The sequence below is a fragment of the Pseudomonas sp. MYb13 genome (assembly GCF_002980075.1).
Lineage (GTDB): Bacteria > Pseudomonadota > Gammaproteobacteria > Pseudomonadales > Pseudomonadaceae > Aquipseudomonas > Aquipseudomonas lurida.
On record NZ_PCQI01000012.1, the window covers coordinates 118,675 to 144,935 of the forward strand.

25 protein-coding genes are annotated in these 26,261 nt (G+C 62.1%); 15 read left to right on the forward strand and 10 right to left on the reverse strand.

Annotated features, from left to right (window positions below):
* Positions 1 to 95 precede the first annotated feature (95 nt).
* The 13 genes from CQ002_RS20515 to CQ002_RS20575 all read left to right on the forward strand — a co-directional run bounded on the left by CQ002_RS20515 (position 96) and on the right by CQ002_RS20575 (position 12,603).
* Complete coding sequence (locus tag CQ002_RS20515; protein WP_034109440.1) at positions 96 to 1,361, forward strand: glutamate-5-semialdehyde dehydrogenase; 1,266 nt, start codon at positions 96 to 98, stop codon at positions 1,359 to 1,361.
* A complete protein-coding gene (nadD, locus tag CQ002_RS20520; protein ID WP_034109439.1) occupies positions 1,361 to 2,005 on the forward strand; it encodes a nicotinate-nucleotide adenylyltransferase in 645 nt (214 codons plus the stop codon). Before CQ002_RS20515 ends, nadD begins: the two co-directional genes overlap by 1 nt.
* A 69-nt stretch (positions 2,006 to 2,074) precedes the next feature.
* Positions 2,075 to 2,569 carry a ribosome silencing factor gene (rsfS, locus tag CQ002_RS20525; protein ID WP_010206793.1) on the forward strand — a complete coding sequence of 165 codons (495 nt, stop codon included), beginning with the start codon at positions 2,075 to 2,077 and terminating at the stop codon, positions 2,567 to 2,569.
* 9 nt (positions 2,570 to 2,578) lie between these two features.
* Positions 2,579 to 3,046: a 23S rRNA (pseudouridine(1915)-N(3))-methyltransferase RlmH gene (rlmH, locus tag CQ002_RS20530; protein WP_003176297.1), complete on the forward strand. Its 468-nt coding sequence runs from the start codon at positions 2,579 to 2,581 to the stop codon at positions 3,044 to 3,046.
* A 15-nt stretch (positions 3,047 to 3,061) separates the two neighbouring features.
* Positions 3,062 to 4,960, forward strand: a complete 1,899-nt coding sequence (mrdA, locus tag CQ002_RS20535; protein WP_034109437.1) for a penicillin-binding protein 2 — start codon at positions 3,062 to 3,064, stop codon at positions 4,958 to 4,960.
* Positions 4,961 to 4,991: 31 nt separating this feature from the next.
* Entirely contained in the window at positions 4,992 to 6,095 is a 1,104-nt protein-coding gene (gene rodA, locus CQ002_RS20540) for a rod shape-determining protein RodA (protein WP_177431177.1), read from the forward strand.
* Between the two features lie 17 nt (positions 6,096 to 6,112).
* Positions 6,113 to 7,123 carry a lytic murein transglycosylase B gene (gene mltB / locus CQ002_RS20545; RefSeq protein ID WP_034109433.1) on the forward strand — a complete coding sequence of 337 codons (1,011 nt, stop codon included), beginning with the start codon at positions 6,113 to 6,115 and terminating at the stop codon, positions 7,121 to 7,123.
* Complete coding sequence (locus CQ002_RS20550; protein WP_105162923.1) at positions 7,123 to 8,121, forward strand: septal ring lytic transglycosylase RlpA family protein; 999 nt, start codon at positions 7,123 to 7,125, stop codon at positions 8,119 to 8,121. Before mltB ends, CQ002_RS20550 begins: the two co-directional genes overlap by 1 nt.
* Positions 8,122 to 8,315: 194 nt before the next feature.
* Positions 8,316 to 9,473, forward strand: coding sequence for a D-alanyl-D-alanine carboxypeptidase family protein (locus tag CQ002_RS20555; RefSeq protein WP_034109429.1), 1,158 nt, complete (start codon positions 8,316 to 8,318; stop codon positions 9,471 to 9,473).
* An 84-nt stretch (positions 9,474 to 9,557) separates the two neighbouring features.
* Positions 9,558 to 9,839 (forward strand): DUF493 domain-containing protein, encoded by a 282-nt coding sequence (locus CQ002_RS20560; protein WP_025858241.1) that lies wholly within the window; start codon positions 9,558 to 9,560, stop codon positions 9,837 to 9,839.
* Entirely contained in the window at positions 9,839 to 10,486 is a 648-nt protein-coding gene (lipB, locus tag CQ002_RS20565; RefSeq protein WP_049711375.1) for a lipoyl(octanoyl) transferase LipB, read from the forward strand. The genes CQ002_RS20560 and lipB overlap by 1 nt, the downstream gene beginning before the upstream one ends.
* A 26-nt stretch (positions 10,487 to 10,512) precedes the next feature.
* A complete protein-coding gene (gene lipA, locus CQ002_RS20570; RefSeq protein WP_162163623.1) occupies positions 10,513 to 11,514 on the forward strand; it encodes a lipoyl synthase in 1,002 nt (333 codons plus the stop codon).
* A gap of 156 nt (positions 11,515 to 11,670) precedes the next feature.
* Positions 11,671 to 12,603 (forward strand): LD-carboxypeptidase, encoded by a 933-nt coding sequence (locus CQ002_RS20575; RefSeq protein ID WP_105162922.1) that lies wholly within the window; start codon positions 11,671 to 11,673, stop codon positions 12,601 to 12,603.
* 111 nt (positions 12,604 to 12,714) lie between these two features.
* Here the strand turns inward: CQ002_RS20575 and CQ002_RS20580 are convergent, their stop codons facing one another.
* The 5 genes from CQ002_RS20580 to leuS form a co-directional block, all read right to left on the reverse strand.
* Positions 12,715 to 14,040, reverse strand: coding sequence for a lytic murein transglycosylase (locus tag CQ002_RS20580; RefSeq protein ID WP_034109424.1), 1,326 nt, complete (start codon positions 14,038 to 14,040; stop codon positions 12,715 to 12,717).
* 61 nt (positions 14,041 to 14,101) lie between these two features.
* Positions 14,102 to 14,266 carry an alternative ribosome rescue factor ArfA gene (gene arfA / locus CQ002_RS20585; protein ID WP_003176285.1) on the reverse strand — a complete coding sequence of 55 codons (165 nt, stop codon included), beginning with the start codon at positions 14,264 to 14,266 and terminating at the stop codon, positions 14,102 to 14,104.
* A 246-nt stretch (positions 14,267 to 14,512) separates the two neighbouring features.
* Entirely contained in the window at positions 14,513 to 15,550 is a 1,038-nt protein-coding gene (holA, locus tag CQ002_RS20590) for a DNA polymerase III subunit delta (RefSeq protein WP_034109423.1), read from the reverse strand.
* A gap of 39 nt (positions 15,551 to 15,589) precedes the next feature.
* Positions 15,590 to 16,195 (reverse strand): LPS assembly lipoprotein LptE, encoded by a 606-nt coding sequence (gene lptE, locus CQ002_RS20595; RefSeq protein ID WP_034109422.1) that lies wholly within the window; start codon positions 16,193 to 16,195, stop codon positions 15,590 to 15,592.
* Between the two features lie 88 nt (positions 16,196 to 16,283).
* Positions 16,284 to 18,890 carry a leucine--tRNA ligase gene (leuS, locus tag CQ002_RS20600; protein WP_034109421.1) on the reverse strand — a complete coding sequence of 869 codons (2,607 nt, stop codon included), beginning with the start codon at positions 18,888 to 18,890 and terminating at the stop codon, positions 16,284 to 16,286.
* A 262-nt stretch (positions 18,891 to 19,152) separates the two neighbouring features.
* Between leuS and CQ002_RS20605 the strand changes: the two genes are divergently transcribed.
* Together CQ002_RS20605 and CQ002_RS20610 are read left to right on the forward strand one after the other, a co-directional pair.
* On the forward strand, positions 19,153 to 19,470 hold the full coding sequence (locus CQ002_RS20605; RefSeq protein WP_034109420.1) for a hypothetical protein: 318 nt from the start codon (positions 19,153 to 19,155) through the stop codon (positions 19,468 to 19,470).
* A gap of 114 nt (positions 19,471 to 19,584) precedes the next feature.
* Positions 19,585 to 20,346 (forward strand): YdcF family protein, encoded by a 762-nt coding sequence (locus CQ002_RS20610; protein ID WP_105162921.1) that lies wholly within the window; start codon positions 19,585 to 19,587, stop codon positions 20,344 to 20,346.
* A 109-nt stretch (positions 20,347 to 20,455) separates the two neighbouring features.
* Here the strand turns inward: CQ002_RS20610 and lnt are convergent, their stop codons facing one another.
* The 5 genes from lnt to miaB form a co-directional block, all read right to left on the reverse strand.
* A complete protein-coding gene (lnt, locus tag CQ002_RS20615; RefSeq protein WP_034109578.1) occupies positions 20,456 to 21,979 on the reverse strand; it encodes an apolipoprotein N-acyltransferase in 1,524 nt (507 codons plus the stop codon).
* A gap of 271 nt (positions 21,980 to 22,250) precedes the next feature.
* Positions 22,251 to 23,090 (reverse strand): HlyC/CorC family transporter, encoded by an 840-nt coding sequence (locus tag CQ002_RS20620; RefSeq protein ID WP_010206772.1) that lies wholly within the window; start codon positions 23,088 to 23,090, stop codon positions 22,251 to 22,253.
* A 41-nt stretch (positions 23,091 to 23,131) separates the two neighbouring features.
* Complete coding sequence (ybeY, locus tag CQ002_RS20625; protein WP_034109418.1) at positions 23,132 to 23,590, reverse strand: rRNA maturation RNase YbeY; 459 nt, start codon at positions 23,588 to 23,590, stop codon at positions 23,132 to 23,134.
* Positions 23,583 to 24,587 (reverse strand): PhoH family protein, encoded by a 1,005-nt coding sequence (locus CQ002_RS20630; RefSeq protein ID WP_069078377.1) that lies wholly within the window; start codon positions 24,585 to 24,587, stop codon positions 23,583 to 23,585. The genes ybeY and CQ002_RS20630 overlap by 8 nt, the downstream gene beginning before the upstream one ends.
* Positions 24,588 to 24,813: 226 nt before the next feature.
* On the reverse strand, positions 24,814 to 26,142 hold the full coding sequence (gene miaB / locus CQ002_RS20635; protein WP_034109416.1) for a tRNA (N6-isopentenyl adenosine(37)-C2)-methylthiotransferase MiaB: 1,329 nt from the start codon (positions 26,140 to 26,142) through the stop codon (positions 24,814 to 24,816).
* Between the last annotated feature and the right edge of the window lie 119 nt (positions 26,143 to 26,261).

Here is a 26,261-nt window from a genome sequence, read left to right on the forward strand (position 1 = left end):
ACAGTTCATTTCGACCATCCGCCCCTCACCGCTGTCAGTCGAGCGGCGTCACAGCTATAATCTGCCGCTTTCCTCCCTGCCAAGACTCCCTGACTATGACTGAGTCCGTTCTTGACTACATGACCCGCCTGGGTCGCGCTGCCCGTCAGGCCTCGCGGTTGATCGCCCGTGCGAGCACTGCGCAGAAGAACCGTGCCCTGCTGGCGGCCGCCGACGCTCTGGATGCTTCGCGCTCCGAGCTCGCCGCCGCCAACGAACTGGACCTGGCCAACGGCCGCGCCAATGGCCTTGAGCCTGCACTGCTGGACCGCCTGGCGCTCACCCCGGCACGTATCGACGACATGATCGAAGGCCTGCGTCAGGTGGCCAAGCTGCCTGACCCCATCGGTGAAATCCGCGACATGCGCTACCTGCCGTCCGGTATCCAGGTCGGCAAGATGCGCGTGCCCCTGGGCGTGATCGGCATCATCTATGAGTCGCGTCCAAACGTGACCATCGACGCCGCGAGCCTGTGCCTCAAGTCCGGCAATGCCACCATCCTGCGTGGCGGTTCCGAGGCGATCAATTCCAACCGGGCTATCGCGGCCTGCATCCAGCAGGGCCTGGCCGTGGCCGAGTTGCCCGCCGAAGTGGTGCAGGTGGTGGAAACCACCGACCGCGCTGCCGTTGGCGCGCTGATCACCATGCCGGAGTTCGTCGACGTGATCGTGCCGCGCGGTGGCAAGAGCCTGATCGAACGCGTCAGCCGTGATGCCAAGGTGCCGGTCATCAAGCACCTGGACGGCGTGTGCCACGTATTCATCGACGTCGCCGCCGACATCGACAAGGCGATCCGCATCGCCGACAACGCCAAGACCCATCGCTACGCCCCGTGCAACACCATGGAAACCCTGCTGGTGCACGTCGGTATTGCCGATCGCGTGCTGCCGCCGCTGGCTGCCATCTACCGCGACAAGGGCGTCGAACTGCGGGGTTGCGAGCGCACCCGTGCGCTGCTGGGTGCTGACGTGATCGAAGCGACCGAGCTGGACTGGTACACCGAATACACTGCGCCGATCCTGTCGATCAAGATTGTCGACGACCTCGACGAAGCCATCGAACACATCAACACCTACGGCTCCAAGCACACCGACGCCATCGTCTCCGAGCATTTCAGCGATGCGCGGCGCTTCCTCAACGAAGTGGATTCCGCGTCGGTGATGATCAACGCCTCGACACGCTTTGCCGATGGCTTCGAGTACGGCCTGGGTGCGGAGATCGGTATCTCTACCGACAAGCTCCACGCCCGTGGCCCGGTTGGCCTGGAAGGCCTGACCAGCGAGAAGTACGTGGTGTTCGGCGACGGTCATGTGCGCACTTGATGGCTAAACGCATCGGGCTGCTCGGCGGTACCTTCGACCCCGTGCACATTGGCCATTTGCGCAGTGCCCTGGAAGTCGCGGACGCCCTCGCGCTGGACGAGCTGCGGGTGATACCCAACGCACGGCCGCCCCATCGCGACATGCCGCAGGTGTCGCCGCAGCAGCGCCTGGAAATGGTGCGCCTGGCGGTGGAAGGCATAACGCCGCTGGTGGTGGACGACCGCGAGCTCAAGCGCGATAAACCGTCCTACACTGTTGACACCCTGGAACTGATGCGCGCCGAGTTGGCCGCGCAGGACCAGTTGTTTCTGCTTTTGGGCTGGGACGCATTTTGCGGCCTGCCCTCTTGGCATCGCTGGGAGGAACTCCTCCAGCATTGCCACATCCTGGTTTTGCAACGCCCGGATGCCGACAGCGAACCGCCGGATGCCTTGCGCAACCTGCTGGCCGCGCGGTCGGTAAGTGACCCCTTGGCCCTGACCGGGCCGAACGGGAATATTGCATTCGTCTGGCAGACCCCGCTTGCGGTGTCCGCCACCCAGATCCGTCAACTGCTGGCCAGCGGGAAGTCGGTACGTTTCCTGGTGCCTGACGCGGTCCTGGCCTACATCGATGCGCACGGGCTTTACCGTGCGTCGAACTGAAAAGGCGCGCTTGAACGTACGCACAGTCGTACAGCGAGCGCCCGAACATACGAGCAAAACGAGTTTTATATGACGAACAAAGACGTAAGCAAAGTTAAGCGTAAAGGCACCTTCAAAAGCGCCCCGCTGCCAGTAGAAGCCCACACCGGCCCCGAGCTGGCTGGCGAAGAGCTGGTAAAAGTCGCCGTGGCGGCCCTGGAAGACGTCAAGGCCCAGGACATCCAGGTGCTGGACGTGCGCGACAAGCAGAGCATCACCGACTACATGATCATCGCCACCGGTACCTCGAACCGCCAGATCGGCGCGATGCTCGACAAGGTCCGCGAAGCCGTCAAGGCCCAGGGCGTGAAGCCACTGGGTGAAGAAGGCAAGGGCGACAGCGACTGGGTACTGCTGGACATGGACGACGTGATCGTTCACATGATGACGTCCAACGCCCGCCAATTCTACGACCTGGAACGTCTGTGGAAAGGCGCCGAGCAAAGCCGTGCCGCCGATGGCAAGCACCACAGCCCGGAAGTGGGCCATGCGCACTTCGACAAGCTGAACAAAGACCAGGAATAAGGAACGGCTGTGCGCCTGCGTCTGATTGCTGTCGGTTCACGCATGCCCAAGTGGGTGGAAGAAGGCTGGCACGAGTATGCCAAGCGTCTGCCCGCTGAGCTGTCGCTGGAACTGGTGGAGATACCGCTCAATACCCGGGGCAAGAATGCCGACGTGGCGCGCTTTATCCGTCAGGAAGGCGAAGCCATGCTGGCCAAGGTCGGCCCCAACGAGCGCATCGTCACCCTCGAAGTGCACGGCAAACCCTGGAGCACCGAGCAGTTGGCGGTGGAACTGGATCGCTGGCGCCTGGACTCGCGCACGGTCAACTTCATGGTGGGCGGCCCCGAAGGGCTGGCGCCGGAAGTGTGTGCGCGGGCGGACCAGCGTTGGTCGCTGTCGGCGCTGACGCTGCCGCACCCGCTGGTAAGGATCCTGATCGGTGAACAGCTGTATCGCGCCTGGACAGTCCTGTCCGGGCACCCTTACCACAAATAATCTGCGCCCCTCCCGATGACCCAGCCGATCCGCATCAAGGACCACGAGAAAGACGCACGTCTCGTACGCGCTCGCGTGGTGTTTGGCGCAATCATGGTGGTGGCGCTGTTGGGCGTGCTGATCGCCCGCCTGTATTTCCTGCAGGTGATCCAGTACGACTATCACTCCACGCTGTCGGAGAACAACCGGGTGCATGTGCAGCCGATTCCGCCGACCCGCGGGTTGATCTTCGACCGCAATGGCGTGGTCGTCGCGGATAACCGGCCCAGCTTCAGCCTGAGCATGACCCGCGAGCGTTCCGGCGACTGGCAGCAGATCCTCGACGTGATCGTCGAGGTGCTGCAGCTGACCCCGGAAGACCGGGTGATCTTCGAGAAACGCATGAAGCAGGGGCGCCGGCCCTTCGAGCCGGTGCCGATCCTGTTTGAACTGACCGAAGAGCAGATCGCCCGGATCGCGGTGAACCAGTTCCGTTTGCCAGGTGTGGAAGTGGTGGCGCAGTTGGTGCGGCATTACCCGCAAGGGCCGCACTTTGCGCATTCCGTCGGCTACATGGGGCGGATCAACGAGAAAGAGCTCAAGACCCTCGATCCGGTCAATTACAGCGGCACCCACCATATCGGCAAGACCGGCATCGAGCGGTTCTACGAGCCCGAGCTGCACGGCCAGGTGGGTTACGAAGAAGTCGAGACCAACGCGCGCGGCCGCGTACTGCGTGTGCTCAAGCGTACCGACCCGGTGCCGGGCAAGGACATCGTGCTGAGCCTGGACATCAAGCTGCAGGAAGCGGCGGAGATGGCCCTGGGCGGTCGTCGTGGCGCAGTGGTTGCCCTCGACCCCAAGACCGGCGAAGTGCTGGCGATGGTCAGCCAGCCCAGCTTTGACCCTAACCTGTTCGTGACCGGCATCAGCTTCAAGGCCTATGCCGAGTTGCGCGACTCGATCGACCGGCCGCTGTTCAACCGCGTACTGCGCGGCCTGTATCCGCCGGGGTCGACGATCAAGCCGGCGGTGGCGATTGCCGGACTGGACGCCGGCGTGGTCACGGCCTCCAGCCGCGTGTTCGACCCGGGCTACTACATGCTGCCCAACTACGATCACAAATACCGTAACTGGAACCGCACCGGTGACGGCTATGTCGACCTGGATACCGCGATCATGCGCTCCAACGACACTTATTTTTACGACTTGGCCCATAAGCTCGGCATTGACCGCTTGTCTGCCTACATGGGCAAGTTCGGCCTTGGCCAGAAAGTCTCCCTGGACATGTTCGAGGAATCGCCAGGCTTGATGCCGTCGCGGGAATGGAAGCGCGCGACCCGTCGCCAGGCCTGGTTCCCGGGCGAAACCCTGATCCTTGGCATCGGCCAGGGCTATATGCAGGCCACCCCGCTGCAACTGGCCCAGGCCACCGCGCTGGTGGCCAACAAAGGTATCTGGAACCGTCCGCACCTGGCCAAGACCATCGAGGGCGAAAAGCCCGTGGATGAGAACCCGATCCCGGATATCGTGCTGCGTGATGCGTCGGACTGGACCAAGGTCAACCACGGCATGCAGCAAGTGATGCACGGCGCCCGTGGTACAGCGCGCAAGGCGGCGGTGGGCGCGCAATACCGCATCGCCGGCAAGAGCGGTACCGCTCAGGTCGTGGCGATCAAGCAGGGCGAGAAATACGACCGCAGCAAGGTTCAGGAACGCCACCGCGACCACGCCTTGTTTGTCGGGTTTGCCCCGGCGGACGACCCGAAAATCGTGGTGGCGGTGATGGTCGAGAACGGCGAGTCCGGCTCCGGCGTTGCGGCACCCGTGGTGCGCCAAGTGATGGACGCCTGGCTGTTGGCCGACGACGGCAGGCTCAAGCCCGAATATGGCGGCCCCCCTTCAAGCACCGAGGTTACGGCCCGTGAAGAGTAATTTTGACCGCATCCTCTCCAGCGAGGATGTGATGCGTCGCCGTGCGACGTTGCTGCAGCGCATGCACATTGATGGCCCGCTGCTGATCCTGCTGCTGACCTTGGCGGCCGGCAGCCTGTTCGTCCTGTATTCGGCCAGCGGCAAGAACTGGGACCTGCTGATCAAGCAAGCGTCGTCGTTCGGCCTGGGGTTGCTGTCGATGGTGGTGATCGCCCAGCTCGAGCCGCGCTTCATGGCGCGCTGGGTGCCTTTGGGCTACCTCGCCGGGGTGTTGCTGTTGGTGGTGGTGGACGTGATGGGCCACAACGCCATGGGCGCGACCCGCTGGATCAACATTCCGGGGGTGATTCGCTTCCAGCCGTCGGAATTCATGAAGATTTTGATGCCGGCGACCATTGCCTGGTACCTGTCCAAGCGCACCTTGCCGCCGCAACTCAAGCACGTGGGCATCAGCCTGATCCTGATCGGCGTGCCGTTTATCCTGATCGTGCGCCAGCCGGACCTTGGTACCTCGCTGCTGATCCTGGCGGGCGGTGCGTTCGTGCTGTTCATGGGCGGTCTGCGCTGGCGCTGGATCCTCAGCGTACTGGCCGCCGCCGTGCCCGTGGCCGTGGCCATGTGGTTCTTCTTTATGCATGACTACCAGAAGCAGCGGATCCTGACGTTCCTCGACCCGGAAAGCGACCCGCTGGGCACCGGCTGGAACATCATCCAGTCGAAGGCCGCCATCGGTTCCGGCGGAGTATTTGGTAAGGGTTGGTTACTGGGGACCCAGTCACACCTGGACTTTTTGCCCGAGAGCCACACCGACTTCATTATTGCGGTGATGGGCGAAGAGTTCGGCCTGGTGGGCATTTGCGCGCTGTTGCTGATCTATTTGCTGCTGATTGGTCGCGGCCTGGTGATCACTGCGCAAGCGCAGACGCTGTTCGGCAAATTGCTGGCCGGCGCCCTGACCATGACTTTTTTTGTTTACGTTTTCGTCAACATCGGTATGGTCAGTGGCCTGTTGCCGGTGGTTGGGGTGCCGTTGCCGTTCATTAGCTACGGCGGAACTTCGCTGGTGACATTGCTGTCAGCGTTTGGGGTTTTGATGTCGATTCATACGCATCGCAAATGGATCGCACAGGTTTGAATAAGGTGAAGATGTCAATGCAAGTAATGCGCGGCTGGGCGACTCGGCACGCGTCCTGGATGGGCCTGATTGGGCTGCTGGGCGCAACGCAAGAGGCGCAGGCCGGTGACTACGATGGTTCACCCCAGGTCGCCGAGTTTGTCGGTGAAATGACCCGCGACTATGGTTTCGCCGGTGAGCAACTGATGGGCGTGTTCCGCGAAGCCCAGAAAAAGCAGGCGATCCTCGACGCCATCTCTCGCCCAGCCGAACGTGTGAAGCAGTGGAAAGAATACCGCCCGATGTTCCTCACCGACGCCCGGGTGGCGCGTGGCGTGGACTTCTGGCGCCAACACGAGGCGGTACTGGCCCGCGCCGAGCAGGAATACGGCGTGCCGGCCCAAGTGATCGTCGCGATCATTGGCATTGAAACCTTCTACGGGCGTAACACCGGCAGTTACCGGGTGATCGACGCCTTGTCGACCCTGGGCTTCGATTACCCGCCCCGCGCTGATTTCTTCCGCAAGGAGCTGCGCGAATTCCTGCTGCTGGCCCGCGAGGAACAGGTCGACCCGCTGACCCTCAAGGGGTCGTACGCCGGTGCGATGGGCTTGCCGCAATTCATGCCGAGCAGCTTCCGCGCCTACGCCGTGGACTTCGACGGCGACGGGCATATCAATATCTGGAGCAACCCCGACGACGCCATCGGCAGCGTGGCCAGCTACTTCAAGCGCCATGGCTGGGTCGCTGGCGAACCGGTGGTGATCCGCGCCGATGTCAGCGGCGATCGCGCCGACGAAGGCCTGACCCAGGGCATCGAGCCGGCCAAGACGGTCGGGGAGTTGCGGGCGCTGGGCTGGTCGAGTCAGAATGCGCCACGCGATGATATGCCGGTGACGGCGTTCCGCCTCGAAGGTGAAAATGGCCCGGAATACTGGATGGGCCTGAAGAATTTCTACGCAATCACGCGTTATAACCGCAGTGTGATGTACGCCATGGCCGTGCATCAGCTGTCAGACATGCTGGTCCAAGCACGGGGCAACAAGTAATGCGGGCATCGCCGTTCAATAAACCGCTCAAGCTGGTGGCGTTCGCCGCGTTGTCCCTGCTGGTCGTCAGTTGTTCCACCAGCCGTGGTCCGGCACAGAAGTCCGGGGGCACGGCTGTTCGTTCCCAGCCGGGCCTGGACATCAACCGCGCGCACAAAGACGGCGCGCCGTGGTGGGACGTCGACGTGTCGAAGATCCCGGACGCCACGCCCACCCTTCATACCGGTGCCTACAAGGCCAACCCGTACACCGTGTTGGGCAAGACCTATTTCCCGTTGCAGGAATCCAAGACCTACGTGCAATCGGGCACGGCGTCCTGGTACGGCACCAAGTTCCACGGCCAGAACACCGCCAACGGCGAAGTGTATGACCTGTACGGCATGAGCGCGGCGCACAAGACGTTGCCGTTGCCCAGCTATGTGCGGGTGACCAACCTGGACAACAACCGCACCGTGATCCTGCGCGTCAACGACCGTGGCCCGTTCTACTCGGACCGCATCATCGACTTGTCCTACGCCGCTGCGAAGAAACTCGGTTACGCCGAAACCGGTACTGCGCGGGTCAAGGTCGAAGGCATCGACCCGGCCCAATACTGGGCCCAGCGTGGCAAACCAGCTCCGTTGATGCTCAACGAGCCACAGACACCGCAACCGCAAATCACCGCGTCGGCCGGCAAGGTCGAGCAGTGGACGCCGCCGCCACAGCAACACGCCCCGGACACCGTGGCCGTGCCGCAGGCCGCGCAGGGTGCTTCGCTGGCGGGTGGGCAATACCTGCAGGTGGGCGCTTTCGCCAACCCGGATGCGGCAGAACTGTTAAGGTCCAAGCTCAGCAGCATGGTCAATGCGCCGGTGTTCATCAGCTCCATCGTGCGTAACCAGCAGACGTTGCACCGAGTACGCATGGGCCCGATCGGTTCGCCGAGCGAGGTCGCGCAACTGCAGAACAGCGTGCGCCTGGCCAACCTGGGGCAACCCAGCGTAGTGACGGCGGAATAAGCCCTGCCGAAGAATAGAGAATTGATGGTTCAGGCTCGTGCGCGGGCTTGAACCCTGGTTGTTGGCTCGTTGAAGAATAAAAACCCAGGGGCAAGGGGTGAGCGGGCAACCGAACACGTGACAGTCTGGAAGCGGGCTGTCTGAATAAGTTTTGCCCGCGAGGGCAAGTTTCCATAAGCAATTTCGAGAGACGGATGAACATCACCACCTTAGCCAAACGCACGTGCCTGCTTATCTCGCTGATCATCACCCCGGCCGCCTGGGCGGTTGAAATGGTGCCAGCTTCACCGCAACTGGCCGCCAAGTCCTGGGTCCTCATGGATGCCGCCAGTGGCAACGTGCTGGTCGAGAGCAATGGTGACCAGCGCCTGCCGCCTGCCAGCCTGACCAAACTGATGACCGCCTACATCGCGACCCTGGAAATCCGTCGCGGCCAGATCGGCGAGAACGACCCGGTGACGGTCAGCGAAAACGCCTGGCGTACCGGTGGTTCGCGGATGTTCATCAAGGTCGGCTCGCAGGTCACCGTGAGCGACCTGCTGCACGGCATCATCATCCAGTCCGGTAACGACGCCAGCGTCGCCCTGGCCGAGCACATCGCCGGCAGCGAAGACGCGTTCGCCGACATGATGAACAAAACCGTGGCCGACCTGGGCATGACCAACAGCCACTTCATGAACCCGACCGGCCTGCCGAACCCAGAGCACTACTCGTCGGCTCATGACATGGCGATCCTGGCGCGCGCGATCATCCGTGTCGACCCGGTGCACTACGCGATCTACTCCCAGAAGGAATTCTTCTGGAACAACATCAAGCAGCCTAACCGCAACCTGCTGCTGTGGCGCGACAAGACTGTCGATGGCCTGAAAACCGGCCACACCGACGAAGCCGGCTACTGCATGGTGTCGTCTGCTGTCCGTGACGGCCAACGCCTGATCGCCGTAGTCTTCGGCACCAACAGCGAACAGGCCCGTGCGGCCGAGACGCAAAAACTGCTGACCTACGGTTTCCGTTTCTTCGAAACCCAGACCTTCTACCAGAAGGGTGCTGAGCTGGCGACCGCGCCGGTGTGGAAAGGCGCTACCTCCCAGGTCAAGGCCGGCCTGGCTGACGACCTGACCCTGACCATGCCTAAAGGCCAGCTGAAAAAGCTCGCGGCCAGCATGACCATGAACCCGCAATTGGTTGCCCCAATCGCCAAGGGTGATGTGATCGGCAAGGTCGAAGTGAAGCTGGACGACAAAGTGGTGCACAGTGCCGACCTGATCGCGCTGGACGCCGTCGACGAGGGTGGTATCTTCCGCCGCGTCTGGGATAGCATCCGTCTATTCTTCTACAGCTTGTTCAACTGATAGTGTGCACCTGCAAAGCCCCGTGTTGATCCGACACGGGGCTTTGCCCGTCGCCACGGCTTACGCTTACGAGGCCGTTACGCCATGACCGATAAAGAAGTAGAAGTAAAGGCGCCCAAGATCGAATTCCCAGTGACGGATTATCCCGTCAAGGTGATCAGCGATACCGGCGTGGGACGCAAGGACAAGATTCTCGAGATCGTCAGAAAGTACGCGACGATCAACGACAACCGCGTGGACGAGCGTCAAAGCTCCACGGGTAAATACACCACGATCCAGTTGCACATCGTTGCGACGGATCAGGACCAGCTCTACAACATCAACAGCGAACTGCGGGCTACCGGCTTCGTGCACATGGTGCTGTGATGTCACAGGTCCTGGGCTTTCGCGAGCTCGGCCGGATGGACTACGAGCCCGTCTGGCACGCCATGCAGCGGTTCACAAATGAGCGCGGCACGTCGGCCCCCGATGAGATCTGGCTGGTCGAACACCCGCCGGTCTTCACCCAGGGCCAGGCTGGCAAGGCTGAGCATCTGTTGCTGCCGGGTGATATTCCGGTGGTGCAGGTCGACCGAGGTGGCCAAGTGACTTACCATGGTCCGGGCCAACTGGTGGCTTACCTGCTGCTGGATGTGCGCAAGCTGGGGTTTGGCGTGCGCGACCTGGTCAGCCGCATGGAGGCTTGCCTGATCGAACTGTTGGCCAGTTACGGCGTGACCGCCGCGGCCAAGCCGGATGCACCGGGTGTGTATGTCGACGGCGCGAAAATCGCCTCCCTGGGCCTGCGCATTCGCCACGGTTGTTCCTTTCATGGCCTGGCCCTGAACGTGGACATGGACCTGGCACCGTTCCGGCGGATCAACCCGTGTGGTTATGCCGGGTTGGCGATGACGCAACTGAGTGACCACGCCACACCGATTAAATTTGCCGAGGTAAGTGCCCGGCTGCGTGCGCAGCTCGTCAAACACCTCGACTATGCTGAGCAGACGACCCTCACGGGCGGAATCGACTGATTATGACTACTGATGCAGTGCAAACCATGATCCCGACGCTGGACGTCACCGAACGTCCGGCCCCGGCCCCGCGTGCAAAGGTGGAAGCCGGCGTCAAGCTGCGCGGCGCCGAGAAGGTTGCACGCATCCCGGTGAAGATCATTCCGACCACCGAACTGCCGAAGAAGCCTGACTGGATCCGCGTGCGCATCCCGGTTTCGCCGGAAGTCGACCGTATCAAGGCCCTGCTGCGCAAGCACAAGCTGCACAGCGTGTGCGAAGAAGCGTCCTGCCCGAACCTGGGTGAGTGCTTCTCCGGCGGCACCGCCACTTTCATGATCATGGGTGACATCTGCACCCGTCGTTGTCCGTTCTGCGACGTGGGCCACGGTCGTCCGAAACCACTGGACGTCAATGAGCCGGAAAGCCTGGCCATCGCCATCGCCGACCTGAAACTCAAGTATGTAGTGATCACTTCGGTAGACCGCGACGACCTGCGTGACGGCGGTGCCCAGCACTTTGCCGACTGCATCCGCGAAATCCGCAAGCTGTCGCCGAACGTAATGCTCGAAACCCTGGTCCCGGACTACCGTGGGCGTATGGACGTGGCGCTGGAAATCACCGCCGCCGAGCCGCCGGATGTGTTCAACCACAACCTTGAAACCGTGCCGCGCCTGTACAAGGCTGCCCGCCCCGGTTCGGACTACCAGTGGTCGCTGACCCTGCTGCAGAAATTCAAGCAGATGATGCCGCACATCCCGACCAAGTCCGGCTTGATGCTGGGCCTTGGCGAGACCGACGAAGAAGTGATCGAAGTCATGAAACGCATGCGCGAACACGACATCGACATGCTGACCCTGGGCCAGTACCTGCAACCGTCCCGCAGCCACTTGCCGGTGCAGCGTTTCGTGCACCCGGACACCTTCGCCTGGTTCGCCGAGGAAGGCTACAAGATGGGCTTCAAGAACGTGGCCTCGGGCCCGTTGGTCCGTTCCTCGTACCATGCGGACGAGCAGGCCAAACTGGTCAAGGCGAGCCTGGTCTCGTAAGCCGCACCGCAATTGAATGTGGAGGCGGGCTTGTGTGGGAGCGGGCTTGCTCGCGAAATCGGTGTATCAGTCACCTGGTTTATAGGCTGATACTCCGCGTTCGCGAGCAAGCCCGCTCCCACATTGGGTTTTGCGTCAACGTTGGGGAGACCATGGATGACCGGTAAAGTAACCGCCGCTGTACCCGCCCTTCGCCCCGAAGGCACGATCGCCCTGATCGCCCCCGCCGGCCCTGCCGCGCTGGACGTCGAAAAAGCCGGCCAATGGATGCGCGCACGCGGCTATGAGTTGCGAATCTTCCCGGGTGTCTATGAGCGCGACGGCTACCTCGCCGGCAGCGATAAAGTCCGCCTTGCCGACCTTCACAATACCTTTGCCGACCCTGAAATCGACGCCGTCTTCTGCCTGCGCGGCGGCTACGGTACGCCACGTCTGCTCGATAGCCTGGACTTCGACCTGCTACGTGCCAACCCGAAGCCCTTCGTGGGTTACAGCGATATCACCGCGCTGCATCTGGCAATCAGCCGCTACGCGGGTTTTGTGACCTTCCACGGACCGATGCTCAACGCCGATCTGCTCGGCGACAAGCAACAACCCACCGAGTCCTCCCTGTTCAACCTGCTACGCGGCCACTTGAGCGCCGGCAGTGAGTTGATGCACCCGGTGGCCTATCCACTGACCACCCTCGAACCTGGCATCGCCTGCGGGCGCTTGCTGGGTGGCAACCTGTCGATGATCGCGGCGGTCATGGGCACGCCTTACGAGATCGATGCAGAAGGCATCATCCTGCTGATCGAGGACGTCAACGAGCCGATTTATCGCATTGACCGCCTGCTGACGCACCTGCGTCTTGCCGGCAAGTTGGCACAGGTTGCTGGCGTGCTGGTGGGTGATGTGGCGGGCGTGGATAACATGGCGTTGGCGCGGTTGCTGAAGCAGACCTTCGCGCCACTGGGCATCCCGGTATTGGCCGGCTGGCGCAGTGGGCATTGTGACCCGAACTTGACGTTGCCAATGGGCGCGCGGGTGCGGCTGGATGCGGGGGAGAAGAGGCTGGTGTTGGAGCAGGATGTCGTGCTCAAACCCTGAGCGTGATGGTGTTTCCCCGGTCGTCTTTACAGGCATGCCAGCGCCCACGGTTGGAACGCATTCCCGTGGGGGCTGGCTTGCCTGCGATAGCGGTAGTTGCCTTACGACGATCTACCGACCCTGCAACGATTCCAGCAGTTTTACCGTCGGATAGCCATCTGCCGGCCAGCCCAGCGCCTGCTGTGCCGCACGGATCGCCTTGCGCGTGTTGGCGCCAATGATCCCGTCCGGGTTGCCCGCGTCATAGCCGTTGGCACTCAGGGCCGTCTGCAAGTCGATGCGCTGGGAGCGGCTCAGCGGCAGCTCGTCCTTCGGCCAATCGCCGCGAATCACGCCACCACCACCGAAGCGTTCCGACAGCAGGCCAACCGCCAGCGCGTAGGACGACGAGTTGTTGTATTTGAGGATTGCGCGGAAGTTATCCAGCACCAGGAACGCAGGGCCGCGATAACCCGCCGGCAGCAGCAGGGCGGCGGACAGTTGGTCGACGTTGGGCGGCATGCTCGCGCCAGGCGGCAGTTGGATGCCCAGTTTCAGCCACTCGGCGATGGTTTTGCGCACGCCACCGTCAGCCAGGGCGTAGTCGAAGTTCGCCGGCAGCTGTTTCACCTCGAAGCCCCACGGCTGGCCTTTCTGCCAGCCAGAGCTTTGCAGGTAATGCGCGGTGGAGGCTAGGGCATCGGCCGGGCTGTTCCAGATGTCGCGGCGACCGTCGCCATCGAAGTCCACGGCGTGGGTGTTATAGGTGGTCGGGATAAATTGGGTCTGGCCCATGGCCCCGGCCCAGGAGCCTTTCATCTGGTCAGCCTGGATGTCGCCGTGCTGGATGATTTGCAACGCCGCCAGCAACTGCGCCTGGGCAAACGCCGGGCGACGGCCTTCGTAGGCCAGGGTCGCCAGCGAGCGGATCACCGAGTTGTTGCCCTGGAACTGGCCAAAGTTGCTCTCCATGCCCCAGACCGACACCAGCGCCTGGCGGTCGACGCCATACCGCTGTTCGATGCTTTGCAGGATATCGGCGTACTTGATCAGCAATGCCTGGCCATTACGCACGCGCACGGGCGACAGGGCGCCGTCGAGGTATTCCCACACCGGCCGGGAAAATTCCGGCTGGCTGCGGTCGGCGCGGATCACCGCCATGTCGGGGGTGACATTGGCGAAGGCATTGTCGAAAACGGCCGCGGTGATACCGGCCTGCAGGGCCTGCACGCGAAAGCCAGCCTGCCATTCGGCAAAGGTCTGGGTCGGCTGGATATCGAGGTTGTCCACGGCCAGCGGTGCCACGACAGCGGGCGCTACCACGGGGGCGGTCTGGAGCTTGGGCAGCGGTTGAGCGTCGGCGGCGGTGGGTTTCTCCGCACAGGCGACAAGCAGAATGAGGCTGGAGGCAGCGATCAGTTGGCGAAGGTGCCAACGACGGGAAAGACTAGAGGGCATGCACAGGTCCAGGGATTACAAATCAGGTACAGACCTTATCATGCCAGAGGGGCGCTTGCCTTCAGGCAGCCAGAAAGTAAGAAGCCTCCCAGCTATTAGACTGGAAGGCTTCGCGGCGGTAGCTGCCTTTGCCCTTGCCGGCGCGTTCCTGACGGCTGCGGAACAGTGGCTGGGCGATGATGGACTTGGCCTTGTTGGGGCCATGCTTGGATGGCTTTTTGCTCATGGCTGGTGCTCTCGTTGGGTAGGCATAGGGTGGGTGGAACGGCGCAAATCATCTGCCGAAGTCCAGCCGCTGTAAAGCCCGTCGATGTGTAGGACATATAGAAAATTTGAAGGTGTACACGGTCAACATGTAGGAGCGGGCCTGCCCGCTAAGGCGGCGTGCCAGTCACTGCAAGTGTCAGCTGAACCACCACATTCGCAGGCAAGCCCGCTCCCACGTGGGAGCTGTGGTGTTTTTGAGAGAAGGTTATTCGGCGGGCAAGGTCAGGCGCTGGCCGGCCATCAATAGCGACAAACGGCTCAGGCTCATCCATGGCGAACCGGCCGCCTGGCCCTTGATCTGCGCGTCGATTCGTTGCGCTTCCAGCAGCAATTGCGCCCAGCGTTGCGCCGAGTGCCGTTGCAGCGCTTTGCTCATCAGCGGCTTGCGCTTGTCCCATACCGGCGGCCGGGCTTGGCTGAAGGCCTTGTCCAATGGCGTGCCCTGGCTGTATTGCAGGGCAATATTGGCCAGTACCCGCAGTTCCCGGGCCAGGGCCCAGAGAATCACCGGTGGTTCCACGCCTTCACCGCGCAGGCCTTCAAGCATGCGCAGGGCATGTGCAGGTTCGCCATTGAGAATCGCGTCGACTAGCCCGAACACGTCAAAGCGCGCGCTATCCGCCACGGCCCCCTGCACGGTTTCGACGGTAATCTGCCCGTCTTCGGCCATCAGCTTGAGCTTTTCGATCTCCTGGGCGGCGGCCAGCAAGTTGCCTTCGACCCGGGCCGCGATCAACTCCACCGCGTCCTGGGTCGCCGACAGCCCTGATTGGGACAGGCGTTGGCGAATCCATTGCGGCAACTGGTTGCTGTCCACCGGCCAGATCTGGATGAACTGGGTGTGCGCCCCTTCCACCAGGGCCTTGCCCCATTTGGTCTTCTGCGCGCTGCCGTCGAGCTTGGGCAGGCTGATCAACAGCACCGTGTCTTCGGCCGGTCGCGAGCAGTATTCCATGAGGGCGGCTGCACCTTTGTCGCCGGGTTTGCCCGAAGGCAGGCGCAGTTCCAGCAGGCGTTTCTCGGCGAACAGCGACATGCTTGCGCCGGCTTGCAGCAATGTGCCCCAGTCGAAACTGGCGTCGGCGCTGAAGACCTGGCGTTCGTCGAAACCCTGCTGGCGAACAGCGGTGCGGATGGCGTCGGCGGCTTCCTGGCACAGCAGCGGGTCATCACCGCTGACGATATAGACAGGCGCGAGGCCACCTTGCAGGTGTTTGGCGAGTTGGGCGGGGGCGAGCTTCATAGGCAGGGTAAACGGGGCGCTTGGGGCGCCCCGTTTGTCTTACTCGACTGGTACTTCAACAGGCGACTGTTTCGGCGTGTTGTTTTCATACTCTTGCGCGGCTTTCAGGGCGTCGGCATCAGCCTTGGCCTTGTCGTCAGCGCGCTGCTGCAAGGTCTCGAGTTGTTCCGGGGTGATCATCGACAGGCGCAGGACCATGCGCTGTACCAGCTCGCGGCGCATTTCCTTGCGTACCTGGATAATCTCGGAGTCCGAACCTACCAGGTTGTTACCGTCGTGGCTGACGATCTTCTGTACCTGAATGCTGTCAGCCATCAGGGGCAGGTGGTCGCGGCCCTGGACTTCAAAGTTGAGCTGGGTGCTCAGTTCGATATCGGAGGCACGCCCGGCGCTGGCGTAGCTCAGGTTGCGCTGGGTTTCTTTTTCACCGGCCAGGAACAGCTTGTAGGTCGCGCCTGTGTAGACGTGAACGCCGCTGTTTTCCAGGACCTGACGCAGCTGGGTCACCGTTTCGCTGTAGGCGTCGCGGGCACTGACGTCCAATTCCTTGATCGCCATTTCGTTGGTACCGGTACCGCGCAGCTGGAAGCCGCAAGCGCTCAGCAGCACGGCGAGGCCCATAACCAGCAGGTTGCGTTTGATCATTTTGTTGCTCCCCTTGAAACCATGTGGGCCTTATCGAGGCCCTGAAGGCTTTGTTCGGCGCAGGGCCCAAGCCCTGCGCCCGATCCGATTAGCTAGCGACGATATTGACCAGTTTGCCAGGCACCACGATCACTTTGCGGATCGTGAGGCCTTCGGTAAAGCGCAGCACGTTTTCGTTGACGCGGGCAGCCGCCTCGACGTCTTCGCGGCTGGCGGTAGCCGGCATGTCGATCTGGCCACGCAGTTTGCCGTTGACCTGGATCACCAGTTGCAGCGTGTCCTGTACCAGTGCGCTGTCATCCTGCACCGGCCAGCGCGCGTCGATGACGGCGTCGCTGTGGCCCAGGCGGTTCCACAGGTCGTGGCTGATGTGCGGCGTGATCGGGGCCAGCAGCAGGGTGACCGTCTCCAGGCCTTCCTGTACCAGCGCGCGATCCTGCTCAGTGGCTTGTGGTGCTTTTTCCAACACGTTCATCAGCGTCATCACCTGGGCGATGGCGGTGTTGAACTTGTGGTTCTGGCCCACGTCCTGGCTGGCTTGCTTGATGGCCAGGTGGGTGCTGCGGCGAATGAGTTTCTGCTCGTCGCTCAAGGCTGCCACGTCCAGTTTACCCGGCAGGCCCTGGCTGATGTGGGCGTGCGCCAGGCGCCAGACGCGCTTGAGGAAGCGGTGCGAGCCTTCGACGCCGGAGTCGGACCACTCGGCGCTCATGTCGGGCGGCGAGGCGAACATCATGAACAGGCGGCAGGTGTCGGCGCCGAACTGATCGATCATCGACTGTGGGTCGACGCCGTTGTTCTTCGACTTGGCCATCTTCTCGGTGCCGCCGATTTCGACCGGCAGGCCGTCGGCGATCAGCTTGGCGCTGATGACCTTGGCTTTGCTGTCGCGCTCAAGCTCGACATCGGCCGGGTTGAACCAGGTGTAGGCGCCATTGGCTTCACGGCGGTAGTAGGTCTCGGCGACCACCATGCCCTGGGTCAGCAGGTTCTTGAACGGCTCATCGGAGCTCACCAGGCCTTCGTCACGCATCAGCTTGTGGAAGAAGCGCGCATACAGCAGGTGAAGGATGGCGTGTTCGATACCGCCGATGTACTGGTCGACCGGCAGCCAGTGGTCGGCCGCGGATTTTTCTACCAGGCCGCCTTCATAGTGCGGCGAGGCGTAGCGGGCGTAGTACCACGAGGACTCGACGAAGGTGTCCATGGTGTCGGTTTCACGCTTGGCAGGCTGGCCGCATTTCGGGCAGTTGCACTCGTAGAACTCGGGCATGCGCGCCAGTGGCGAGCCTGCGCCGTCCGGCACCACGTCTTCCGGCAGGACGACCGGCAATTGGTCTTCCGGTACGGGCACGTCGCCACAGCTTTCGCAGTGGATGATCGGGATCGGGCAGCCCCAGTAGCGCTGGCGGCTGATGCCCCAGTCGCGCAGGCGGAACTGGGTGCGCGAGGCGCCGAGGTTTTTCTTGATCAGGGCCACTTCGATGGCGTCGAACGCGCCCTGGAAGTCCAGGCCGTCGAACTCGCCGGAATTGATCAGTTCACCGTGCTCGCCGTAGGCGTCTTGCCACGGGGCCGGGTTGGTGTCGCCCGAGCTGGTGCGCACCACGGATTTGATCGGCAGGTTGTATTTGGTGGCGAATTCGAAGTCGCGCTCGTCGTGAGCCGGCACAGCCATTACTGCGCCATCGCCGTAGTGCATCAGCACGTAGTTGGCGACCCACACCGGCAGTTTTTCACCGGTCAGCGGGTGCTCGACGAACAGGCCGGTCGGCAGGCCTTTTTTCTCTTGGGTGGCGACGTCGGCTTCGGCCACGCTGCCGCCTTTGCATTCGGCGATGAATGCCTGCAGCTCAGGATTGTTCTGGGCCGCCTGGGTGGCCAGCGGGTGTTCGGCGGCCACGGCGACGTAGGTTGCGCCCATCAGCGTGTCGGGGCGGGTGGTAAAGACTTTGAGTGCGCCCGCTGCGCCGATCGAGTCGACGTTGTAGGGGAACTGCACTTCCATGCCCTTGGACTTGCCGATCCAGTTGCGTTGCATGGTCTTGACCTGTTCAGGCCAGCCCGGCAGGTCGTCGAGGCTCGACAAGAGCTCATCCGCGTACGCGGTGATCTTGAAGTAGTACATCGGGATTTCGCGCTTTTCGATCAGCGCGCCGGAGCGCCAGCCGCGGCCGTCGATTACCTGTTCGTTGGCCAGTACGGTCTGGTCGAGCGGGTCCCAGTTAACGGTGCCGCTTTTCTTGTAGATCACGCCTTTTTCGAACAGGCGAGTGAACAGCCATTGTTCCCAGCGGTAGTAGTCCGGCTTGCAGGTGGTCACTTCGCGGGACCAGTCCACCGCCAGGCCCAGGCTGCGCAGCTGGCTCTTCATGTAGGCGATGTTTTCGTAGGTCCACTTGGCGGGGGCTACGTTGTTTTTCATCGCGGCGTTTTCCGCCGGCATGCCGAAGGCGTCCCAACCCATGGGTTGCAGGACGTTCTTGCCTTGCATGCGCTGGTAGCGGGAAATCACGTCGCCGATGGTGTAGTTGCGCACGTGCCCCATGTGTAGCTTGCCGCTGGGGTAAGGGAACATCGATAGGCAGTAGTAAGTCTCCTTGCCTGGCTGTTCACTGACTTCAAAGGACTTTTGCTCGTCCCAGAAGGTTTGGGCGGCATTTTCTATTTCACGGGGCTGATATTGTTCGTGCATGGCTACTTTTGAACTGAATAGGGGTGGCCTAATCCTCTTCGGTGCAACATTCAGGTTGAGCGACACCAAAAAGCGGCGCGTCCGTGCCCAAACCCTGCGGGAAGTGGAGTTACAGGAAGCGCCGTAGCATACATGACCCCACTCTATCGAGGGAAACCCTGATTGCGCAGGCAGGGCCGTCTGTCGCGGCGCCAGGCAGGTGCAGCCATGGGGGCTACGCTGTTTATTGGGGAGTGAGTCATATCTTCAATGAGGTGAGGGGATGGTTGAATCGCAGCGAATCGTAACGAAACCCGATATCTATGAAGGACTGATCGACCGATTGGGTCGTGCATTGGATGCAGCGAGGACAGCGGGCCGATTGCGTGATGAGCGGCCTGTAGAGCTGGAACTGCGTGGCTTGAGCCGTGCGGAGCTGGAACTGATCAATGTTTATCTGGAACGCAATGGGCGCAGTGCGCCTCCCTGGGTGGCAACCCCACCCATCAAGGAGCCTACGCATTCAGCCAAGGTGGTGTGGCTCAAGGACTTGTCGGCCGGTCGTGGCCCGGAAAAGCTCCGGTCCGCCCGCTACAAGTAATTTGCTCCCCCCTGAACGGCATCATCGCTCTAGTTCACCGTAAAGCATGTCACCGTAAAGATTGTCGCTAAACCCCGTTACACCTTAGGCTTCGGGCATCTTTGGAGATGCCCGATGCCTATTCGTTACTTCATCAAACAATTGCTCCTGCCGCCCGGCATTCTCTTGCTGTTGCTGGCGCTTGCCTGGTGGTTTCGTCGCAGCCGTCCGCGCTTGGCGGCGTGCTGCTTTGCCTTGGGGCTTGGGGGCATGTGGCTGATCAGCCTGCCAGTGATGGTGGAGTGGGGCGCGCGGGTGCTGGAAACCGAGCCGCCGTTGGCCCGCGAGGACTGGCCTACCCTGGCCCAGCGTGCCGATGCCATCGTGGTTTTGGGTTCGGGGCGTGAACGCGGTGACCCGGCCTGGGGCTCCGACCAGCCCACGGGTATCGGCCTCGAGCGCCAGCGCTATGCCGCACGCTTGGCCAAGGCCTCCGGTTTGCCGGTGTTGACCACCGGGGGCCTGCATTACGGGACGCCGCCCAGCGAGGCCGAGTTGATGGCGGTGTCGATGCAGGATGACTTCGGCGTCAAGGTGCGCTGGAAGGAAGAGCGTAGCCGCACCACCTGGGAAAATGCGCAGATGAGCGCCGAGATCCTGCTGCCCGAAGGCATCAAGCGCGTGGTGGTCGTGACGCAGGCCTGGCACATGCCGCGTTCGGTGTGGAGTTTCGAGAAGGCCGGCTTTACCGTCGTGCCAGCGCCCGTGGGGTTCCTGGGGGTGGACAACGCCCGGCCGTTAGGAGGCTGGATGCCGGAGTTCAAGTCGATATGGCAGAGCGGGCAATTGCTCAATGAGGCGGTGGGGCAGGTGGGGTATCGGGTGTTCTACCGATAACACCGCACATGCAAATGGGGGAGCGGGCTTGCCTGCGATAGCGGACTGCCAGCCTGCACATTGGCTGGCTGACCCACCGCTATCGCAGGCCAGCCAGCTCCCACATTGGTCAGACGGTCTTGGACATCCGGCCCGCCAGTAGCGCCCAACCAAACAGGCCCAGGCACACAATGATCAACGGCCACGAACGCCATTGCAGGTACGGCGTGAGGTTGTGCATGGGCACCACTTCGCCATAGAGGATGCCGCGCTCGAACTGCGGGATCTGCTCGGTAATCTGCCCAAAGGGGTTGATCAGGCCGGTGACGCCGTTGTTGGTGGCGCGGATCATCCAGCGGCCGGCTTCCAGCGCACGCATCTGCGCCATTTGCAGGTGCTGCAGGGGGCCGATGGAGCGACCGAACCAGGTGTCGTTGCTGATGGTCAGCAGCAGATCGCTCTGGGCCGACAAGCCGGCAGCGAACTCGGGGTACACCACTTCGTAGCAAATGAACGGCGCAATCTGATACCCCTTGGCCTGTAGCATCGCCTGGTCGGACGGGCCACGGGCGAAGTCCGACATCGGCAGGTCGAAGAAGGCAATCAGGCCGCGCAGCATGTCTTGCAGCGGTACGTACTCGCCGAAAGGCACCAGCTTCTGCTTGAGGTAGGTGCCGTCGCCTTCACCGACCACGGTGATGCCGTTGAAGTAGCGCTTGTGATGGTGCACTTCCTGGCGAATCGGTACGCCGGTGATCAGCGCGGTATGCCGGTCGGCGGCGAACTTGCCCATCATGCCCAGGTAGCCCTCGACGGACTCCTTGAGCACCGGTACCGCAGTTTCCGGCCACACCAGCAAATCGACACGCTTGGAGCTCAAGCTCATGTCGCGGTACAGCGCGAGCTGCGCATTGAGCTGCTCTGGGTCCCACTTCATGCTCTGTTCGACATTGCCCTGGATGGCTGCCACGGTCAGTGGAGCGCCAGACGGGCTGGTCCAGGCGTGGTGCTTGAGGGCCAGGCCGATCGCCCAGGGGGCTACCAGCAACACCAGGCCTGCGCCGATAAACGCGTTGCGCTTGCCGGCCAGCAGGCGCGGCAGGTTGCACAGCAAGGCCGCCGTGAGTGCCAGGGCGAAGGAGATCAGCCACATTCCGCCCACTGGCGCGAGGCCGGTGAGGGGGCCGTCGAGTTGGCTGTAGCCGGAGTACAACCACGGGAACCCGGTGAGGAACCAGCCGCGAAACGCTTCCTGGCCCACCCACAACGCGGCAAACGTCAGTGCATCGGCCAATGGCGCCTCATTGCGACGCAACCAGCGGGCCCACAGCCAGGCGGGCAGGGCGAAGAACCAGGCAATTGCGGCGGTAAACAGCAGCATCAAGAACCCAGCCAGCAGCACCGAAGCGCCGCCGAAATGGTGGATGCTGTAGTAGATCCAACTGGTGCCAGCGCCAAACAGGCCGAAACCGAAGCACCAGCCACGGCCCAGGGCCTGGCGTGGGCTCAGGTCCCGCAGCCCGACATAGAACAATCCGACCGCCACCAGCGCAAACGGCCACAGGTCGAACGGCGCCAGCGCCAGGGTGGTGATGGCGCCGGCCACCACGGCCAGCAGGTTACCGGGCCAGCCGGGTGCGATCAGACGGCGCATGTAGGGGTGGGTCATCAGCTATTTCCTGTGTCGCGCCGGCCTGCTGCGGCACAGGGCAAGGCGCGAGGCGTGTGGTGTGGTTTTTCCAAATGAACGACGAGTAACGCAGCCCTGTGTCGCAGCAGGCCCGGCCCTACGGGTTGCCCCTGGGAGCGGGCCATGCTGCGTTGCAGGCCTTGAAAAGGGGCGCCATTCCCTGCGGCCTGCGCCTTGCCTGGCCCGCTCTCAGGGGCAACGCGACACAGGAAACAGCTGATGACCCACCCCTTCCTTAGCGGGCAATAGGTGTCAGGCGGATCAGATGGATCCTGCGGCTATCGGCATTCAGGATGCGGAAGCGATAGGCGCCGATCTCGGTGGTCTCGTTACGCTTGGGCAGGTGCCCGAACGCACTCATCACCAGGCCACCGACGGTGTCGAACTCGTCGTCGGAGAATTCGCTGTCGAAGAACTCGTTGAAGTTCTCGATCGGCGTCAAGGCCTTGATCAGGAAGTCACCGCTGGGCAGCGGCTTGATGTAGCTGTCTTCCTCGACGTCGTGCTCGTCCTCGATGTCGCCGACGATCTGTTCCAGCACGTCCTCGATGGTCACCAGGCCAGCCACGCCGCCGTATTCGTCGATCACAATGGCCATGTGATTGTGGTTGGCGCGGAATTCGCGCAGCAGCACGTTGAGGCGCTTGGATTCGGGCACGAAGGTGGCCGGACGCAGCAGGTCCTTGATGTTGAAGCTGTCGCCGTTCTCCTTGAGGATCAGCGGCAGCAGGTCCTTGGCCAGCAGGACGCCCATGACGTCGTCATGGCTTTCACCGATCACCGGGTAGCGCGAGTGCGCCGAGTCGATCACGGCCGGGAGGAATTCCCGCGGCGTCTGGGTCGCCTTGATGCTGATCATCTGCGAGCGCGGGACCATGATGTCCCGTACTTGCAGGTCAGCCACCTGGATGGCGCCCTCGACGATGGCCAGCGCTTCGCTGTCCAGCAACTTGTTCTGATGGGCCTCGCGCAGCAGCTCAAGCAGCTCCTGGCGGTTTTTCGGCTCGTGGGCAAAAGCCTGGGTCAGTTTACCCAGCCATGACTTCTGCCCGTTGCTCGATCGGTCTTCGCTCATAGCGATTACTCTGAATCCTTTATTGTTACAGTTGAGTGTTTTTAGACTTCGTCGTCCGCATACGGGTCCGGATGACCCAACTCTGCAAGCAACGTTTGTTCCAGTGTTTCCATTTCTTCGGCTTCGTCATCGTCTATATGGTCGTAACCCAAGAGATGCAAGCAGCCGTGGATGACTAGATGGGCCCAGTGGGCTTCTAGTTCCTTGCCTTGTTCCTTCGCCTCGCGCTCCACCACCGCGACACAGATGACCAGGTCGCCCAACAACGGGATATCCAGCAATTCATCCGGTACGTCGGCGGGGAAGGACAGCACGTTGGTCGCGTAGTCCTTCTGGCGCCAGGTGTGGTTCAGCTCGCGGCCCTCGGGCTCGTCCACCAGGCGAATGGTCAGTTCCGAGTCAGCAGTGCGCTGGCGCAGGGCCAGGGCGCACCATTGGCGAAACTGTGCTTCGCTGGGGGCGGGCGCTTCGGTGGCCAGCTGCAGGTCTAGCTCAAGCATCGTGGCGAACGTCCTTGGCCGGTGCATCGTCGCGGTGGTCGAAGCGCTCGTAGGCTTCGACGATGCGCTGCACCAGCGGGTGGCGAACCACGTCCTTGGGCATGAAGTGCGTGAAGCTGATGCCCGGCACGTCCTTGAGCACCTCGATCACCTGGGCCAGGCCCGACTTGGTGCCCTTGGGCAGGTCGACCTGGGTCACGTCGCCAGTGATCACGGCGGTGGAACCGAAACCGATCCGGGTGAGGAACATCTTCATTTGCTCGACTGTAGTGTTCTGGCTTTCGTCGAGGATGATGAAGCTGTTGTTCAAGGTACGGCCACGCATGTAGGCCAGCGGGGCGATCTCGATCACCTGGCGCTCGATCAGTTTGGCGACATATTCGAAGCCGAGCATCTCGTACAGTGCGTCGTAGAGCGGGCGCAGGTACGGGTCGATCTTCTGGGCCAGGTCGCCGGGCAGGAAACCGAGCTTTTCGCCAGCCTCGACCGCCGGGCGCACCAGCAGGATGCGGCGGACTTGCTCGCGCTCCAGTGCGTCGACCGCGCAGGCCACGGCAAGGTAGGTCTTGCCGGTACCGGCAGGGCCGATGCCGAAGTTGATATCGTTGCCGAGGATTTCCTTGACGTACTTCTGCTGATTCAAGCCGCGTGGGCGAATCATGCCTTTTTTGGTACGCAGGGCCACGCTGGCTTCGGCCACAGGGTTGTTGGCCAAGTCTTCCACCGCCGATTCCTGCAGGTACAGGTGTACCGTTTCCGGCGACAGCTCACTGCCCTTGGTTTCACGGTATAGACGGCGCAGCAGGTTTTCTGCGGACGTGGTGTGTTGGGGTTCACCAATGAGCTCGAATTGATTGCCGCGGTTGCGGATCTCGATGCTCAGGCGTTGTTCGATCAGGCGCAGGTGCTCGTCGAACTGTCCGCACAGGTTGGCGAAACGGCGAGCCTCAAACGGCTCGAGGAGAAAACGATGGGGTTCTACTATGGGTGCGTTCAAGGTCGCTTTTAGCCGCCCTTTGGCTGTTGAGGTGAAAGAGAGAATAACGCCAGTGGCGCGGGTACGAAAGCACTTACGTTATCGGAATGCTGCGCGGTCTAAATGTGGGAGCGGGCTTGCTCGCGAAGGCGCTGTGTCAGCCAATACAGGTATCGACGCAAGCGCCACCTTCGCGAGCAAGCCCGCTCCCACATTTTGATCTCCATCAGCCAGCATTCTTGATGGGTTACTGAATCAACGACCCGCGCAACGAATGGGGCTGGGCCGCATCGATGTGCACATCGGCAAACTGGCCGATCAGGGTCGGATTATCGCAACGGAAGTTTACGATTCGATTGTTCTCGGTACGGCCCTGCAATTCGCCCGGGTCTTTTTTCGAGTAGTCGGTGACCAGGATGCGCTGGATGGAACCGACCATTTGTCGGCTGATCTCGAAACCCTGCTGGTTCAAGCGATGTTGCAGCGCGTTGAGGCGCTCTTTTTTCAACGCTTCCGGGGTTTCATCCACCAGGTCGGCGGCCGGGGTGCCAGGCCGCTGGCTGTAGACGAATGAGTAGGAGAAGTCGAAGCCGACGTCTTCGATCAGCTTCATGGTCTGCTCGAAGTCTTTCTCGGTTTCACCGGGGAAGCCGACGATAAAGTCCGAGCTGATGCAGATGCCCGGCACCGCTGCGCGCAATTTGCGCAGCTTGGATTTGTATTCCAGGGCGGTGTGGTTGCGCTTCATGGCGGCCAGGATGCGGTCCGAACCCGATTGCACCGGCAAGTGCAGGTGCTTGACCAGTTCCGGTACTTCCGCGTGGGCCTGGATCAGGCTGTCGGAGAACTCCAGCGGGTGCGAGGTGGTGTAGCGAATCCGCTCGATACCGTCCACGGCAGCCACTACGCGGATCAGCTCCGCCAGGTCGGCCAGGCGACCGTCGTGGGTCAGGCCGCGGTAGCCGTTGACGTTCTGGCCCAGCAGGGTGACTTCACGCACGCCGTTCTCGGCCAGGTGGATGATTTCCGATAGCACGTCGTCAAAGGGCCGGCTGACTTCTTCGCCACGGGTGTAAGGCACCACGCAAAAGGTGCAGTACTTGCTGCAGCCTTCCATGACCGACACGTAGGCGCTCGGTCCATCGATACGTGGCTCGGGCAAATGGTCGAATTTTTCGATCTCCGGGAACGATACGTCGACCTGCGGCAGCTTGGTGACGCGTGCGGCGTCGATCATTTCCGGCAGGCGGTGCAGGGTCTGCGGGCCGAAGACCACGTCGACATAGGGCGCGCGATCACGGATCGCGGCGCCTTCCTGGCTGGCCACGCAACCGCCGACGGCGATCACCATGTCCGGGTTGGCCAGTTTCAATTCGCGCCAGCGGCCCAGCTGCGAGTACACACGGTCCTGGGCCCGCTCGCGGATCGAGCAGGTATTGAGCAGGATTACGTCGGCATCTTCGGCGCGGGCGGTGACTTCCAGGGCCTGGTGTTCGCCCAGCAGATCGACCATGCGCGAGCTGTCGTACTCGTTCATCTGGCAACCGTGGGTTTCGATGTAAAGCTTCTTGGCCATGGGAATCGTCAACTGGTGGTAAAGAACCGCGCATTATAGGGGGCATGCCCATTGGTTCCTAGCGTTGTGCATCGGGTGCCATGCTATAGTTCGCGCCCTCTTTTATATCCCCGATGTGT

Bases quoted from the DNA above. Each gene is read 5' to 3' on its own strand.
- CQ002_RS20515 (WP_034109440.1), top strand. From the start codon at position 96: ATGACTGAGTCCGTTCTTGACTACATGACCCGCCTGGGTCGCGCTGCC.
- nadD (WP_034109439.1), top strand. From the start codon at position 1,361: ATGGCTAAACGCATCGGGCTGCTCGGCGGTACCTTCGACCCCGTGCAC.
- rsfS (WP_010206793.1), top strand. From the start codon at position 2,075: ATGACGAACAAAGACGTAAGCAAAGTTAAGCGTAAAGGCACCTTCAAA.
- mrdA (WP_034109437.1), top strand. From the start codon at position 3,062: ATGACCCAGCCGATCCGCATCAAGGACCACGAGAAAGACGCACGTCTC.
- rodA (WP_177431177.1), top strand. From the start codon at position 4,992: ATGCGTCGCCGTGCGACGTTGCTGCAGCGCATGCACATTGATGGCCCG.
- mltB (WP_034109433.1), top strand. From the start codon at position 6,113: ATGCAAGTAATGCGCGGCTGGGCGACTCGGCACGCGTCCTGGATGGGC.
- CQ002_RS20550 (WP_105162923.1), top strand. From the start codon at position 7,123: ATGCGGGCATCGCCGTTCAATAAACCGCTCAAGCTGGTGGCGTTCGCC.
- CQ002_RS20555 (WP_034109429.1), top strand. From the start codon at position 8,316: ATGAACATCACCACCTTAGCCAAACGCACGTGCCTGCTTATCTCGCTG.
- CQ002_RS20560 (WP_025858241.1), top strand. From the start codon at position 9,558: ATGACCGATAAAGAAGTAGAAGTAAAGGCGCCCAAGATCGAATTCCCA.
- lipB (WP_049711375.1), top strand. From the start codon at position 9,839: ATGTCACAGGTCCTGGGCTTTCGCGAGCTCGGCCGGATGGACTACGAG.
- lipA (WP_162163623.1), top strand. From the start codon at position 10,513: ATGATCCCGACGCTGGACGTCACCGAACGTCCGGCCCCGGCCCCGCGT.
- CQ002_RS20575 (WP_105162922.1), top strand. From the start codon at position 11,671: ATGACCGGTAAAGTAACCGCCGCTGTACCCGCCCTTCGCCCCGAAGGC.
- CQ002_RS20580 (WP_034109424.1), bottom strand. From the start codon at position 14,040: ATGCCCTCTAGTCTTTCCCGTCGTTGGCACCTTCGCCAACTGATCGCT.
- arfA (WP_003176285.1), bottom strand. From the start codon at position 14,266: ATGAGCAAAAAGCCATCCAAGCATGGCCCCAACAAGGCCAAGTCCATC.
- holA (WP_034109423.1), bottom strand. From the start codon at position 15,550: ATGAAGCTCGCCCCCGCCCAACTCGCCAAACACCTGCAAGGTGGCCTC.
- lptE (WP_034109422.1), bottom strand. From the start codon at position 16,195: ATGATCAAACGCAACCTGCTGGTTATGGGCCTCGCCGTGCTGCTGAGC.
- leuS (WP_034109421.1), bottom strand. From the start codon at position 18,890: ATGCACGAACAATATCAGCCCCGTGAAATAGAAAATGCCGCCCAAACC.
- CQ002_RS20605 (WP_034109420.1), top strand. From the start codon at position 19,153: ATGGTTGAATCGCAGCGAATCGTAACGAAACCCGATATCTATGAAGGA.
- CQ002_RS20610 (WP_105162921.1), top strand. From the start codon at position 19,585: ATGCCTATTCGTTACTTCATCAAACAATTGCTCCTGCCGCCCGGCATT.
- lnt (WP_034109578.1), bottom strand. From the start codon at position 21,979: ATGCGCCGTCTGATCGCACCCGGCTGGCCCGGTAACCTGCTGGCCGTG.
- CQ002_RS20620 (WP_010206772.1), bottom strand. From the start codon at position 23,090: ATGAGCGAAGACCGATCGAGCAACGGGCAGAAGTCATGGCTGGGTAAA.
- ybeY (WP_034109418.1), bottom strand. From the start codon at position 23,590: ATGCTTGAGCTAGACCTGCAGCTGGCCACCGAAGCGCCCGCCCCCAGC.
- miaB (WP_034109416.1), bottom strand. From the start codon at position 26,142: ATGGCCAAGAAGCTTTACATCGAAACCCACGGTTGCCAGATGAACGAG.